At 32.7% G+C, this 16,028-nt stretch carries 13 protein-coding genes; 7 read left to right on the plus strand and 6 right to left on the minus strand.

From position 1 onward, the window contains the following. Positions 1–2 precede the first annotated feature (2 nt). Both V6251_RS03510 and V6251_RS03515 read left to right on the plus strand, forming a co-directional pair. Positions 3–575 (plus strand): YdeI/OmpD-associated family protein, encoded by a 573-nt coding sequence (locus tag V6251_RS03510; RefSeq protein ID WP_341587056.1) that lies wholly within the window; start codon positions 3–5, stop codon positions 573–575. A gap of 57 nt (positions 576–632) precedes the next feature. After that, positions 633–1,844 carry a bifunctional alpha/beta hydrolase/OsmC family protein gene (locus tag V6251_RS03515; RefSeq protein WP_341587057.1) on the plus strand — a complete coding sequence of 404 codons (1,212 nt, stop codon included), beginning with the start codon at positions 633–635 and terminating at the stop codon, positions 1,842–1,844. A 57-nt stretch (positions 1,845–1,901) separates the two neighbouring features. Here V6251_RS03515 and V6251_RS03520 read toward each other — a convergent pair whose 3' ends face one another. Both V6251_RS03520 and V6251_RS03525 read right to left on the minus strand, forming a co-directional pair. Next, a complete protein-coding gene (locus V6251_RS03520) occupies positions 1,902–3,368 on the minus strand; it encodes a magnesium chelatase (RefSeq protein WP_341587058.1) in 1,467 nt (488 codons plus the stop codon). After that, positions 3,368–4,495: a vWA domain-containing protein gene (locus V6251_RS03525; RefSeq protein ID WP_145002207.1), complete on the minus strand. Its 1,128-nt coding sequence runs from the start codon at positions 4,493–4,495 to the stop codon at positions 3,368–3,370. The genes V6251_RS03520 and V6251_RS03525 overlap by 1 nt, the downstream gene beginning before the upstream one ends. Positions 4,496–4,591: 96 nt before the next feature. On the opposite strand from V6251_RS03525, the gene V6251_RS03530 reads away from it, so the two are divergent. The 5 genes from V6251_RS03530 (at position 4,592) to V6251_RS03550 (ending at position 10,550) form a co-directional block, all read left to right on the plus strand. Beyond that, positions 4,592–7,804, plus strand: a complete 3,213-nt coding sequence (locus tag V6251_RS03530; RefSeq protein ID WP_341587059.1) for a VPS10 domain-containing protein — start codon at positions 4,592–4,594, stop codon at positions 7,802–7,804. Positions 7,805–7,875: 71 nt separating this feature from the next. After that, positions 7,876–8,508, plus strand: coding sequence for a YceI family protein (locus V6251_RS03535; protein WP_341587060.1), 633 nt, complete (start codon positions 7,876–7,878; stop codon positions 8,506–8,508). A 72-nt stretch (positions 8,509–8,580) separates the two neighbouring features. Continuing rightward, the gene (locus V6251_RS03540; protein WP_292946442.1) at positions 8,581–9,138 is read left to right on the plus strand and encodes a superoxide dismutase family protein; all 558 of its coding nucleotides are present in this window, start codon (positions 8,581–8,583) and stop codon (positions 9,136–9,138) included. 85 nt (positions 9,139–9,223) lie between these two features. Then, complete coding sequence (locus V6251_RS03545; RefSeq protein ID WP_292946439.1) at positions 9,224–9,751, plus strand: RNA polymerase sigma factor; 528 nt, start codon at positions 9,224–9,226, stop codon at positions 9,749–9,751. Between the two features lies 1 nt (position 9,752). After that, the gene (locus tag V6251_RS03550) at positions 9,753–10,550 is read left to right on the plus strand and encodes an anti-sigma factor (RefSeq protein WP_341587061.1); all 798 of its coding nucleotides are present in this window, start codon (positions 9,753–9,755) and stop codon (positions 10,548–10,550) included. Positions 10,551–11,115: 565 nt separating this feature from the next. Here the strand turns inward: V6251_RS03550 and V6251_RS03555 are convergent. The 4 genes from V6251_RS03555 to V6251_RS03570 all read right to left on the minus strand — a co-directional run bounded on the left by V6251_RS03555 (position 11,116) and on the right by V6251_RS03570 (position 15,971). Beyond that, positions 11,116–13,344 carry a TonB-dependent receptor gene (locus tag V6251_RS03555; RefSeq protein ID WP_341587062.1) on the minus strand — a complete coding sequence of 743 codons (2,229 nt, stop codon included), beginning with the start codon at positions 13,342–13,344 and terminating at the stop codon, positions 11,116–11,118. Positions 13,345–13,352: 8 nt separating this feature from the next. Further along, the gene (locus tag V6251_RS03560) at positions 13,353–14,636 is read right to left on the minus strand and encodes a tetratricopeptide repeat protein (RefSeq protein WP_341587063.1); all 1,284 of its coding nucleotides are present in this window, start codon (positions 14,634–14,636) and stop codon (positions 13,353–13,355) included. A gap of 94 nt (positions 14,637–14,730) precedes the next feature. Continuing rightward, entirely contained in the window at positions 14,731–15,297 is a 567-nt protein-coding gene (locus V6251_RS03565) for a DUF4331 family protein (RefSeq protein ID WP_145002223.1), read from the minus strand. A gap of 26 nt (positions 15,298–15,323) precedes the next feature. Further along, on the minus strand, positions 15,324–15,971 hold the full coding sequence (locus V6251_RS03570; protein WP_292946424.1) for a DUF4331 family protein: 648 nt from the start codon (positions 15,969–15,971) through the stop codon (positions 15,324–15,326). Between the last annotated feature and the right edge of the window lie 57 nt (positions 15,972–16,028).

Genomic DNA, 16,028 nt, shown 5'->3' on the forward strand with positions numbered 1-16,028 from the left:
AAATGACTACTGACGAGTACTATTTTAAATCTGACACTGAATGGCGAGAATGGTTACATATCAATCACGACAGCGCTGATGGTATCTACCTCATCTTTTACAAAGTAGACCACAAAAACGAAAGTATGCGTTGGGAAGAAGCTGTAAAAGTAGCCTTGTGTTATGGTTGGATCGATAGTACTGTTAAAAGTTTAGGAGATGGAAAACGCAGACAATATTTTTGTAAACGTAATCCAAAAAGTGTTTGGAGCGCACTTAACAAAAGACACGTTAAAGCCTTACTTGCTGAAGACTTAATGCATCCAAAAGGTTTAGAAATTATAAAAACTGGCAAGAAAAACGGAAGTTGGTCTGCTTTAGATGCAGTTGAAAAAGGCATTATTCCAGACGCATTACAATTGGCATTTGATGAAAATCCAAAAGCTTTTGAAAACTATAATAACTTTGCACCTTCTTACAGAAAAAGCTATCTATATTGGCTAAACCAAGCGAAACGGGAAGCTACAAAAGAAAAGAGAATTATAGAGATTATTAAATTTTGCGAAGCAAATATTAAGTATAGAGATACGTGGTAATGACTAAATATTGAAAGGGTTTCACTTTTTTTCGACTTAATATAAAATTGCAACACCATGAATATCCAAAAAATAAATTTTACTAATGCTGAAGGTCAACAATTAGTTGGTCGTTTAGAGCTGCCAATAAATCAACATCCTCATAACTTCGCTATATTTGCGCATTGCTTTACTTGTAATAAAAACTTATCTGCAGTAAAAAATATTTCTCGCGAATTAACAGCAAATGGCTTTGGAGTATTACGTTTTGATTTTACTGGTTTAGGTGAAAGTGAAGGCGATTTTGAAAACACCAATTTTTCTGGAAATGTAGACGATTTAATTAGTGCTTCAAATTATTTGAAAGAAAACTATACTGCTCCTTCTCTATTAATTGGACATTCCTTAGGTGGAGCTGCTGTTATATTTGCTGCCTCTACAATAGAATCTGTTAAAGCGGTTGCAACCATTGGAGCACCTTCTAATCCAAAACACGTCAAGCATTTAATACAAAGTAGTGTTGAAGAAATTAAGGCAACAGGAAAAGCAAATGTGAATATTGGCGGAAGACCATTTACAATTAAAAAACAATTTTTAGAAGATATAGAAACTAAGTCGCTTCCAGAGGTTGCTAAAAACTTACGCAAAGCATTGTTAGTGCTGCATTCGCCTCAAGATACCACTGTTGGCATTGAAAATGCAGAAGAAATTTATGTAACAGCAAGACATCCAAAAAGTTTTATAACGCTTGATGGAGCTGATCATTTATTAATGAAAAAAGAGGATTCTGTTTACGTAGGAAGTGTGATTGCTACTTGGGCAAAACGCTATATTACCATACCTAAAACAGAAATAGTAAAAACAACTCATCAAGCAGTTGCTAGTTTAGATGCTGAAGATGGTTTTACGACACAAATGACTGTTGGAAGTCACACCATGATGGCTGATGAACCTGTTAGTTATGGTGGAAATGATTTTGGACCTTCACCTTACGAGTTTGTTTCTGCAGGACTATCTGCTTGTACAGCAATGACTGTGCAAATGTATGTAAAACGAAAAGGATGGGATTTACAAAATATTGAAGTGCATACCTCACATACTAAAGTAGCTAAGCAGATCGTTGAAAATGGTGAGCAAAAAGAAATTAAAGTAGATACCTTTAATAGAGAGATTAAACTAAAAGGCAATTTAGATTACAAACAAATACAACGTATTCTTCAAATTGCAGATAAATGTCCAGTGCACAAAACGTTACATAGCGCTATTGAAGTGGTTACCACACTGGTTTAAATAAAAAAGCGCATCATTTTTTAATGATGCGCTTTTTTATTGTTTTAAGTTTTAAAATTATAAGCCACTTATAAAACTACCATAAGGATCTTTAAACTGAATCCCTTCAGTAAATCTGTGTTTACTTAATTGTTTATATTCCACTAATGCCCAAAGCACAAACTCTTTTACAAAATAGCTTTCTTGTTTTGTTAATTTTGGTTGGTGTTCTGCTAATAAATCATCTAGAGGAGTAACTGCATCTAATAAGGCTTTATACTCTTTATCACGTAAACCGTCTAATAGCTCAAAACCTTCAGAATGGTTGAAAAACCAAGAGACAATGTCATCATAAGGACTTACATCTTCTTGTTTTTTTAATTTTTCAATCTTAGGGAAAAACTCAGGAAACAGACTTTTTACTGCTTCACCAATTAAGTTATAAGCCACTTGTGCTGCGCCTTCTTGTTCACCTTCATAAACCAACTCAACTTTACCAGTAATAGCTGGAATAATTCCTAAAAAGTCAGATAATCTAATGGTTGTAGTATCATCTCCATTTTTTAATCCTCTAAGCTCTGCTGTACTTAATAAGTTTTCAAAAGCAGTAATACTTAAACGTGCACTTACGCCACTTTTTTCGTCAATAAAATCACTATCACGTGCTTCAAATACAATTTGTTCTAGTAAATCTTTTGCTAATTCTGGTACATGAATACTTTCTTTTTGGCGTCCATCAGATTTTGCTTCTTGTTGAGTAATGGTTTTTGCAGTTTCAATATCTGTTGGATAATGCGTTAAAATTTGCGATCCAATTCTATCTTTTAAAGGTGTTACAATGCTTCCTCTATTGGTATAATCTTCAGGATTTGCAGTAAAAATAAACTGCATATCTAAAGGTAGACGTAATTTAAATCCTCTAATCTGTATATCACCTTCTTGTAAAATATTAAATAAAGCGACTTGTATTCTAGCTTGTAAATCTGGTAATTCATTAATTACAAATATACAACGGTTTGCACGTGGAATCATTCCGTAATGTATTACTCTGTCGTCTGCATAACTTAGTTTTAAGTTTGCTGCTTTTATTGGATCCACATCACCAATAATATCTGCAACAGTAACATCTGGAGTTGCTAATTTTTCGGCAAAACGCTCGCTTCTATGCATCCAAGTAATTGGTGTGTCGTCTCCTTTTTCTGCAATTAATTCTGTTGCAAAACGTGAAATGGGTTGTAAAGGATCGTCATTAATTTCGGAACCTTCAACCACAGGAACATACTCGTCTAACAAATTAAGCATTAAACGTGCTAAACGTGTTTTTGCTTGACCACGTAATCCTAAAAAGTTGATATTATGACGTGATAAAATGGCACGTTCTAACTCTGGAATCACAGTGTTTTCGTAACCATGCACACCTTCAAAAACGGTTGTTTTATTTTTTATTTTTTCAATTAAATTATCTCTTAATTCATCTTTAATAGACTTGCTTTTATATCCAGCTTTTTTTAATTCGCCTAAAGTTTTTATTGTTTCTATTTTCATTATCCTTTAATTCTTTTTTTTCTATTTGTTTCGTAGTCCTCAAAAATCATTTCGCCTAAACCTTTTAATCCTGTATAAAACGCTTTTCCTTGATTGGCATGCGTAAATTCTTCTACAAATTGCATTAGATAAGGATCTTGAGCAATCATAAATGTAGTGATCGGAATATGCAATTTTCTAGCTTGCTGCGCTTGGGCATAGCATTTATTAGTGATGTATGGATTTAAACCATTACTATCTTTATAATAGGTTCCGTCAGGCAAACGCAAGCAACTTGGTTTACCATCTGTTATCATAAAAATTTGCTTATTAGTATTACGTTTACGACGCAATAAATCCATTGCTAATTGTAGTCCAGCAACCGTATTTGTATGATATGGACCAACATTTAAATAGGGTAAATCTTTAATTTTTATTGGCCAAGCATCGTTACCAAAAACTAATATGTCCAAGGTATCTTTTGGGTAGCGTGTTGTAATTAATTCGGCTAAAGCCATCGCTACTTTTTTAGCAGGTGTTATCCTGTCCTCTCCATACAAAATCATACTATGGCTAATGTCTATCATTAAAACCGTACTCATTTGCGACTTGTGTGTGGTTTCTTCGACCACTAAATCGTCTTCGGTTAAATTAAAATCGCCAATTCCGTTGTTAATTTGTGCGTTTCGCAAGCTTTCGGTCATCGAGACTTTATCCAAACTGTCGCCAAATTGGTAGTTTCTAAAATCGCCTGTATGCTCATCTCCTATTCCAACACCTTTACTTTTATGGTTTCCAGAACCACTACGTTTGATGTTTCCAAATATTTGATCCAATGCAGATTGCCTAATGGCACGCTCAGTCTTTGCTGTAATAGCATTCCCTTTGTTTCCGTCTGGTTTAATTTCTTCGCGTATGTAACCTTTTTCTTTAAGATCTTCAATAAAATCGTCAATTGAATATTCTGGAGTGGTTAATTTATATTCTTTATCTAATTCGCGAAGCCAATCTATAGCTTCGTCAAAATCTCCAGAAGTATGGGTAATTAATTCTTTAAAAATATCAAAAAGCTTCTCAAAAGGGGATTGCGAAGGTGCTTCGTATGGTTTAAATACAAAGCCTTTTCTGTTGTTATTTTTGTTTTTCATGCAGTATAAAAATACGACATTTTAACATCAAAATAAACGTCTTAACAGCTTTTTAAGATTATGTTGCTTAACTTTATGCAAACTAATCGACCAAAAATGAAAAAATTATCCATTCTACTTTTATTACTCTTCTCTATTACAGCATTTTCGCAAGAATTCTCTATGGATTTAGTTAAAAACATGAAACCAAGAAACATTGGTCCAGGCGGAATGTCTGGTCGTGTCACAGCAATAGATGCTGTTCACGCTAATCCGGATATTATGTATGTTGGTACTGCTTCTGGTGGTTTATGGAAATCTACTTCTGGAGGTATAAATTGGGAACCTATTTTTGAAAAAGAAGTCACAGCATCTGTTGGTGCTGTTGCTATACAACAATCTAATCCAAGTGTGATTTGGGTAGGTACTGGAGAAGGTAACCCAAGAAATAGTCTAAATGGTGGTTATGGAATTTATAAATCTTTAGACGCAGGAAAAACTTGGAAACTAATGGGTTTAGAAAACACCAGACACATACATCGTGTGGTTATAGATCCTACAAACCCTAATATAGTGTATGCTGCTGCTATTGGTAGTCCATGGGGAGAACATCCAGAACGTGGTATTTTTAAAACTACAGATGGAGGTAAATCATGGAAAAAAATATTATTTGCTAATAACAAAACAGGAGCTGCAGACCTAGTTATGGATCCTACTAATCCAAACAAATTAATTGCTACACTTTGGGAGCATAAACGTGAGCCTTGGTTTTTTAAATCTGGAGGAATAGGTTCTGGATTACATATCACACATGATGGTGGAGAAAATTGGACTAAAGTTACAGAAAAAGAAGGCTTCCCTAAAGGGGAATTAGGGCGAATTGGTGTCGCAATAGCTGCTAATAAACCAAATATTATTTATGCTTTAGTCGAAGCTAAAAAAAATGCACTATACAGAAGTGATGATGGTGGGTTTAAATGGAAAAAAATAAATGAAAAAAGCGACATTGGAAATAGACCTTTTTATTATTCTGAAATATATGTCGATCCACAAAACGAAAACAGAGTATATTCAGTTTACACCTATATTAATGTTAGTGAAGATGGTGGTAAAAACTTTACACAGTTAATGCCTGCTTATGGTGCAAACAATGGAGTGCATCCTGACCATCATGCTTGGTGGATACATCCTACCAATGGTAATTTTATGATTGATGGTAATGATGGTGGATTAAACATTACTAAAGATGGTGGTAAAAACTGGCGTTTTGTTGGTAACCTTCCTGTTGCTCAATTTTACCATATTAATGTAGATAACGAGTATCCATATAATGTGTATGGAGGTATGCAAGATAATGGGTCATGGAGAGGTCCTGCTTATGTTTGGCGTGCACAAGGTATACGCAACAGCTATTGGCAAGAGATTAGCTTTGGAGATGGTTTTGATGTGGTACCTGATAAAGACAATTCGCGTTACGGTTGGACCATGAGTCAACAAGGCTCTGTTAGCAGATATGATTGGCAAACAGGTAATAATTATACTATACAACCAACACATCCAAATAAAGATGTTACCTTGAGATTTAATTGGAATAGCGCAATAAACATTGACCCTTTTAGCAATAATACTATTTATTTTGGAAGTCAGTTTGTACATAAATCTACAGACAAAGGATTAACTTGGACAGTCATCTCACCTGATTTAACTACTAACGATCCTGAAAAATTAAAACAACATGAAAGTGGTGGCTTAACTATGGATGCAACAGGAGCAGAAAACCACTGTACTATTTTAGTAATAGAACCTTCTCCTGCAGAAAAAAATGTCTTTTGGGTTGGTACAGATGATGGTCGCGTGCATGTTACCACAAATGGAGGACAAAGCTATAACGACGTGTCAAATAATCTAAAAGGATTACCTAAAGGCAGTTGGATTGCACAAATAAAAGCTAGTAATAAAAATAAAGGTGAAGCTTTGCTTATCGCGAATGATTACAGACGTTTTAACTACACACCTTACGCTTATAAAACAACTAACTACGGTAAAACATGGGAGCGTATTGTAGACGAAAACGATGTTAAAAGTTACACCTTATCAATTATTGAAGATTTAGAAGAACCAAACTTACTATTTTTAGGTACAGATGATGGTTTATACGTATCTATAAACGCAGGTAATAATTGGACTAAATGGACGGAAGGCTTCCCTACTGTTTCTGTAAAAGACTTAGTAATACATCCTAGAGAGCATGATTTAGTAATTGGGACTTTTGGACGTGCTGCTTGGGTTTTGGACGATATTAGACCTTTACGTGCTATAGCAAAAAACAAACACGTTATAGATAGTAAAATAACCCTATTCTCTCCTCCTATTGCATATCAAGCAGCTTACCAACAACCAACAGGAAGCCGATTTGGTGCAGATGCTATGTTTAATGGAGATAACAGAGGTCGTGGTGCACAATTTACGTACTTGGTTACTCCTGTAAAAGCTTCAAAAGAAGATAAAAAAGAGGAAGACAATGATAAAGCAACTGATTCTGATACTGATGACGATAAAAATGAAATTAAATGGGATTCTATTTCATTAAAAATATACAATGGAGATAAGTTAATTAGAACCTTAAAACGTAAAGTTCCAGAAGATAAAGGATTACATAAATGGACTTGGTATATGGACGAAAAAGGTGGCGACAGACCATCTAGAACCGTTAGAAAAAGCTCTAGAGAATCTGGAGGTGTAGATGTAAAACCAGGCAACTACAAAGCTATTTTAGAATATGGTGACCAAACATCAGAAACCATGATTACTGTAGCGTCAGATCCAAGACTAGATGTATCTACCAAAAATACAGATGCTGTCTATGCTGCTTTAAAAGAGATTGAAAATATTCGTCAAATAGCTGCTGATGCCACTAGGCAATTAGCTGAAAATAAAAAGTTAGCTGAAAAATATAAAACGGAGTTAACGGATTTAGATAAAGAAAAATATAAAGATGAAATAAAAGCATCCAAAGACATAATTAAACAAATTGATGAATTATTAGATATTTACATTGGCAAACAAGATAAACGCCAAGGGATAACTAAAACTTTAGATGTTAGTGTAAATAACAGAATAGGTACTGCCTCTTGGTATATTGCAACAAGACAAAATGGTTTAACTAGTACAGAAACCACCTTATTACAACATGCTAAAGAAGATTTAAAATTAGCATTAGATAAAACCAATACCTTTTTTAACACCAACTTTAAACCCTATTATCAAAGCATTATTAAAATTAATATGACCAAAGGTATAGATGAAATTAAAACCTTTAGTTTAGATTAATTGTTTGTAAATTACAACAGCAAAATTATGTACCTAACATTATAATAATTACGAAAAAAATAAATTTTAAAATGAAAAAAATAACAAAATTAGTATTGGCATTATCTCTTGTTTTTGCTGTAAGTTGTAAGGACGACACTAAAAATTCTGATACTAAAAAAGAAACAACTGAGTCTGTAGCAAAAACTGAAAAATTTGTTGTAAAACCAGAAGGAACAACAGTAAAATGGACTGCTTACAAAACGACTGAAAAAGTTCCTGTTGGTGGACAGTTTGTCACTTTAAATTTTGATGAAAAAGCAGGAGATTCTCCACAGGAAGCATTAAACAATTTAAACTTTTCTATTCCAATTAGTGGTTTATTTACAGACAACGACGCTAGAGATTTAAAGTTAAAAACTTCATTTTTTGGAGAGATGTTAAATCCTGAATTTATAAAAGGAACGATTAAACATATAGATAACAAATACATTGCTTCTATTACCATGAATGGCGTCACTAACGACTTACCTTTAGAAGTAAAAATCACAGATGAAAGACGTGTAGCCATGTCTGCGACAATGCAATTAAAAGATTGGGATGCCTTAGGTGCTTTAAGTATTTTAAATAAAGTTTGTTTTGATTTACATAAAGGTGCAGATGGTGTTAGTAAAACATGGGAAGACGTTTCAATAGAAATCAACACTTTTTTAAGAAAAAACTAATAGTATTTTATTATATTAGTAAAAAAGCAGTTGGACAGAGCTACTTAACTTAAAAATCTAAATAAAATGAAAATGAAAAAAATATCATTACTACTATTAGTGTTAACTTTTGGAGTATTTATAAGCTGTAAAGAAGATAAAACACAACCTGAAACTGAAAAAACCGAAGCCGAAACTGCAAAAAAGGTTAAACTAAAATTAGAATCTAAAAGCGGAAGTAATGTTACAGGTAATGCTGTGTTTACAGAAGAAGATGACCAAATTAAATTTACTGCAATGCTTAGTGGTTTAGAGCCAGGAATACACGCTATCCATATTCATGAAAAAGCAGATTGCTCTTCGGATGACGGGAAATCTACAGGTGGACACTGGAACCCAACAGGAGCACCTCACGGAAAATGGGGAAGTAAAGCTGGATACCATAAAGGCGACATTGGTAATTTACAAGCAGACGCTAATGGTCATGCTACAATAATGCTAAAAACAGATGAGTGGTGTATTGGATGTGGTGACGAGAACAAAGACATATTAGGTAAAGCAATAATTGTACATGCTGGTACAGATGACTTTACAACACAACCAACAGGAGATGCTGGTGGACGTGTAAGTTGTGGAGGGATCATTAAGTAATCCACAATAGGAATAGATTAAAAAAAATCGCTTTTAAGCGATTTTTTTATGTTTTTTATTATACTTTAGTTCAAGATATTTTTATATGGATATAGACAATTTAGTAGTACAATTTAAGAAGAAAGACGAAAAGGCTTTTGAAAAATTATACGATATGTACAAAGATAGTATGCATGGTGTAATTTATAATATAGTTAGAGATAATGACATTGCAGAAGAAATCATGCAAGATGTATTTATCAAAGCTTGGCATAAAGCCGATAGTTACGACGTTAAAAAAGGTCGTTTCTTTACTTGGCTAATAAATATAGCTAGAAATGCAGCAATAGATAAAACTAGGTCTAAGTCCTTTAAAAACTCGGGTAAAAACCTTAACTCTGATTTTTTCGTAGATATTATCCAGTCGCATGATAGTTTAGACGATAGTACTGATGCTATAGGCATCAAGAAATTTGTAGATAAATTAGCTAAAAAGTGCATTGAAGTGATTGAGCTATTATACTTTAAAGGGTTTACTCAAAAAGAAGCCTCAGAAGAGTTAGACATGCCAATTGGGACGATTAAGACTAGGAATAGAAATTGTATAAAAGAATTAAGAGAAGCTGTACTATAATATGAACATTAACGACTATATAAACTCAGGAATATTAGAACTGTACGTTGCTGGACAGCTTTCTGAAAAAGAAAGTAGTGAAGTATATGATTTAATGTTGAAACATCCCGAAGTCCTAAAAGAAGTTTTAGAGATAGAGGCTGCTATAGTTAAATTAACTGCAAGTATCTCTCCAAAAAAAGATATCGCTTTTAATACTATAAAAGGTAGATTAAACAACAATACAGATAGTAAGGTTATTAGTTTAAACAGACCTAAAACCCAATGGTTAAATTATTCTGGTTGGGCAGCTGCTGTTGTTTTAGCAGGTGGATTAATTTGGACAATAAATCAAAAATCTGATTTAGAAAACCAAATACAAACGGTTAATACTGAAAAAGACTTTTTAGAAATCCAAATGGAAACTTCTAAAACAGATTTAGCAGAAACTAAAAACTTATTAAATATAATTAGAGATAAGAGCATTATTAATATACCATTAGAAGGTCAAGCTGCAGCTCCTGGAGCTTTTGCTAACGTGTATTGGGACAAAAAAGATGACACAGTCTATTTAGACTTACAAGGTTTACCAGAGCCTCCAGAAGGTAAAGTATACCAAGTCTGGTCTTTAACTTTAAACCCTCTAACACCAACTAGTTTAGGTACTATTGACGATTTTATAAAAGACGACAATAAGATTTTTAAACTTAAAAATGCTAATCAATCACAAGCATTTGGTATAACATTAGAGCCAGCTGGAGGAAGTCCTTCTCCAACATTAGAGCAGTTATATACTTTAGGTGCTTTGGCATCCTTATAAGATTATAAATCACTTACAAAAAAGACACCTATTAGGTGTCTTTTTTTTTGCTTTACTATATCAAACTAATTTATACAGTATCATGCACTTGAGCTTGTTTGTTATTTACAAAATAATAGCCATTTGCTTATAAATAATAATCTAATGAAACATAAGTAAACAAATAGAAGCTTTTGTGATTTTAGATACCCAATATAAGCGCCTAATTACAATGATTAAATACAAAGCTTTGATGTGATAATTTTATGTCTAAGTAACATTGCTTAAAGCTTATGCATGATCTATTGCTTTTAATAGTGAATTGAGTAAACTTATACTCTAGTAGTTAGTAATAAATACTTCATAATACTATAAACTAAAAGGTCTATTTATGTAAATTATAAACAGGATAAAAAAAGAAAGAGTTTGATAATAAATTATCAAACTCTTTCAAAACAAACTAACAAAAAACAAACCTTACTTTTTCATAGCATTTAAATTAATGTTAGTTGTGCAATTAATTGTTTCCCTTAAACTGATTGCAACTATACTTACGTAATTTTAATGAGTAAGGTTTTATTTATTTTTAAAACGTGTAACTTAATGTTGTTTTAAAGTTAAAAGGTGTTCCAGGTGTAAAGTGAATCTCTTCCACTGGATCAACTTCATTTTGTAATCTTGACTCGGTTAAAAATTGAGTTTCTTTCCAATCTGTATCTAACACATTTTCAATACTAACACCTAATTTCCAGTGTTTATTAAATGCATAATTCACATTTAAATCTGTTACAAAATAGCCTTCTGCTTGTACACTATTATCTTCATTTGCAGGTCTATCATCTACGTATCTGTAGTTAATTCCTCCTGAAAAATTATTTAAATCTTTAAAAGATAAACCTCCTACTAATGTAAAATCTGGTGCTAATGGTATATAATCGTTTCCGTTGTCTTCTTCCAAACTTCTTGCTCTGGTAAGTGTAGCATCTGTATTAAAGTAAATATTATCTGTTAATTGATATCTAACTCCAAAATCTACTCCATAACGTTCAGATTTTCCGCTAGGCTCAATAATTCCTGCATCTCCAACGTAAACAAATTCTTCTTCAGAAAACAAATACCATAAAGCTGTATTAATGACTAACTTTTCTGTTGGTTTCCAAATGTTTCCTAAATCTAATCCATAAGCTTTTGGTAAAGCGTTATCTATTTCTTGATTTAAAACCACTCTAGAATCGTTTGAGTGAAATCCAATTCCGGATTTAACAAACCATTGCACATTATTATTTTGATTATACTCAATACTTAATTTTGGTAAAATAGCGACTTCACTATCAGTAAGGTTAGAGTATGTTGGACTTAATTGGTCTTGGTACTGAAACTTAATATATTCTAGACGTAAAGCTGGTGTAATTTTAACTTTACCTAAATCAATTTCAGCATTAAAAAAACCATATAAATTACGTTGATTAACATTACCTAATTGAATGTTTTCTAAGGTTTGTTTTCTATTTAATGTATGTGATAACTCGATACCACTAACATCGTCATATCTTAAACCAACACCAGAATTATAAGTTACATCAAAAGTATTGTAGTTTTTATTTTTTTTGAACTGTGTATTAAATCCAAAAATATTACGTGCTTCTTTTTGCTTTATTTGATCGCCATTTATTGGGTCTTCTAAAAAGAAAGTGAAGTTAGAATATAACTCAAAATTGTAGTTTGAGTAAAATGCATTAGTCTGCATAGACACGTCATTATCTAATATTGTGCTGTATTGCACATTAAGGTTAGTACGATTGGTGTTACCACCTTCTGTATCGTCCACAGCTCCAAAATTAGAAAGCGTTCCGTTATCTACTAATCGCTGAGGAATTTGACCTGAAGCATCCCATTGACTTGTAAAGTGACTAAGGGTTACTCCTATTTTAGAGTCATTATTTAAATAGGCATTATACTTACTTACAATATTTAATCTATCAAAATTTTGAGGTGATTCAAAAGGTCCATCAGTCTCAATATACTCTACAGCAACATATGCGTTTTGAGAAGTTTTGTTTTCTAGAAGATTAAACATCCCTAAAGTTCTTAACGAATTAAATTGACCTGCTGAAAAACTAACTAGATTATCCTCTAACTTATCTTTTGTTTTAAAGTCTACAAATCCAGCAGTATTAAAATCACCATGATTTGCATAATATGGACCTTTACCAAAATTGATGGTGTTTATAGTTTCTGGGATTAAAAAATGTAAGTCACTATAGCCTTGACCATGTGCGTGAGATACCATGTTAACAGGCATACCATCTACTGACAAACCAACATCTGTACCATGGTCGACATCAAAACCTCTTAAAAATATTTGTTCTGCTTTACCACCACCTGCGTGTTGACCAATGATTAAACCTGGTACTTTTCTTAAAATTTCTTGTGATGAGTTAATTGGACTTGTTGCCAAATCTATTTTAATCATACTATTCATTACATCTATTGGCTCTGACAAAACTAACTCGTCTAACACAAATGCTTTAGCCTCTAAATTTATTGTAAATGTATTGTCTAAAAGAGATTGCGTTAAAACAAGTGTTTTCTTTTGATATCCTAATAAACCAACCATTAGGCTATCACCTACTTTTGTTTTATTGATTACAAACTGTCCAAATTGATTGGTATGTGCGTGTTCTTTTGAGGTTTGATTATACACATAAGCAGTTTCTAAAGGTTGGTTATTATCCATAACATAACCTTTAACTGTTTGTGCATGTACTGTAAAAGCGAGACTTAATAAGGTTAAATAAGCGACTATTTTTTTCATTATTACTACTATAATTGGTTAACTATTTTGGTTGTTAGTGGTCCTAGCTCATAACTACTTTCTTGTAATTCTTTTTTAAGCTCAGCAACTTCTTTTAATTTACCATTTGCTTTATATATTGCTGCAATATGGTATTGTACTTCAGGTTCAAAAGTATATCCTAAAACGTACTGCTCTGCTATTTTTAAAGCTTTTTTAACATTACCATTATTATAATAACTCCATGCTAATAGATCGTATGACAATGGTGTTGGTCTATTTTCTACTTCAATTTTAGCTAAAGCAATTGCTTTTTCACTTTTAGTATCTGCTAATATTTTTGAAGAATACACATTATACATATCGCCATAATCCTTATTATCAATAGCTTCAAAATAACTAGCTAAATACTTATTTTTAGCGTCTATATTATTCTGGTATTCTGCAATTTCTGCTTTAAAAAGCAAATAATCTGGTGCATTATGTAACTGTGAGATAGCATCTAAAATACGGTTTGCTTCTGAAGCATTTTTTTCGTGAGAATATACAATCCAAGCGATACCCTTTTTGGCATAAGCATCATTAGGATTTAATGCTAAAGCTTTTAAATAGTAGTTATACGAATTTTCTATTTGACCATCATGACCATAAAAATCAGCAAGGTTAGTATAAGACCATTCCATTAAATCATCCAATTTAGAAGACTCTGCTTTTAAAGTTGCACGCTCCAAATAATTAATTGCCGAAGCCAAATCGCCTTTATGATCACTCCATTTAGACAATCTAATTAGGTATCCAAAATCGTTTAAATCTTTAACGTCCTCTAGATAATTTTTTGCTATGTCAAAATCTCCTAACTCCATATGGACATCAAAAAGCATTTTTTTTGTACCCTCAAGATTTTGACCATTTTCTTCAGCTTTTTTAAGCAATTCTAAAGCTTGCTTAAATTTGTGTTGTGAAATATAATTACGTGCTAAGGCTCTTAAATGACCAGCCGAATTATATTGTGTTTGTTCGTTTAATGTAATTAGTGATTGCTCTGCAGATTTTAAATGTTTGATGTTTCCTGTAGATTTAAACAATCTTGACTCTGCTCCTGCAATTTGAGATAGGTAAGAGAATTGATTTGGAGCAGCCTCTAATTTTTTAGTCCAAAAATTATATTCTGACGTTGCATTAACGGTTTCTGTATTACTATCTAGAGTTAAAAACTGATTATAATCATCTGGATTAGTAATTGTTTTTGTTTTTTCTGAACAACTAGTTGCTATAATTATAACAAGTAGCAGCATGTATAGTTTAGTGTTCATAATAATGTTGTTTAGTTGTTTTGTTTGTTTGAAAAGGGAATTGGCGAAAATAAAACCTAGAGTATTCCATAAAATACCCTAGGTTAAATCTAGTCTACCAAGGAGACGCTAAATAAGGGAAAGATGTAGAAAATGCTTTATCATTTGCATCTACATTATCATTAGATAGTGTTGGGTTTTCGCTAAAATCCTCACCACCAAAGATTAATAATAATTCTACAGTAATAACATCATCTGCTAAAGTACGTCCTGTTAAAACATTTGTACCATCATAAAAAGTTGTTGTTCCGTCTAAAGACACATTAAGCACATCTGTTGCAAGTAAACCTGTAAAAGATGGTGCATCTAAACCTAATGCATTTGCATCTCCTGGGTTAGCATAAGCTGGACTTAATCCTGTTAAGTTAGTCTCAAACATACTTTGGAATGCTGCATTTTGGCTACTTGGTACTGTTGTGTTAAACATATCTTTAGATCCTGAAGACACAAATACTGTATTTACAGCAGGACGTCCCATTTGATCTTGTTGAGTGTAAACACCTGTAAAGTCAGGTCCAGAAGGTCCTGTTGGTCCTACCACAGCAGCATCGTCATCATTGGAGCAATTAAAGGCTACTAAGGTTACAAGAAGCACAGTAAATATATTTTTTAAATTTTTCATAATTTGTAAGTTTTAAAAGTTTGTTATTATTTAGACTTAGATTCTACCCAAGTATTAATTGTTCCTGATCCACCAATCATAGATTTTGGCACCTCAACTACAATTGACATTACATTAGTTCCAGCAAATGTGTCTGTTCCTGGATTATTAAATCCTGAAGCTGTACCACCAATAATTGCAGTGTACTGATTAAAATCGAAGAAAAATGGGTCATCTCTTGGTCCTGCAAAAGCTGAAATTCCTGCTGTAGTTTGCACTATTGGAGACGTACCGTAAGATGTAATATCTACTATTGTTTGTGGTCCTGATCCAATAACTGTACTACTTAATCCTGTTGTACCTGGAGCAACTGGTCCAAAAAAGTACATTTTACCATCTCTTGGTAAAGCTTGAATTACTAAATCTTCAACATTGTCTCCAGTGTTGTCAATGTTAAATTCAATCATTACGTTTTCGTCAAAACTAGCACTTCCTGTTGCTGCTGGACTTAAAAGACCTTGTACATTGGCAACAAATACTAAGTTGTCTGTGTTTTCTCCCTGAAAAGCGTAAAAATCTGTGATATCACTTGTACCACCTTGTACAGCTGGAGCATCAATGTGATCCGCTGATAAGAAGAAGAAACTTGCTGCTGCAAATACACCTACTCCTAAAATAAATTTGAAATTTTTCATAATGTTTTTGAGATTTTTTGTTAATTAATATTTTTGGTTCTCGCAGACACTTACGCA

It is taken from the genome of Olleya sp. Ti.3.14 (genome assembly GCF_038154885.1).
GTDB lineage: Bacteria > Bacteroidota > Bacteroidia > Flavobacteriales > Flavobacteriaceae > Olleya.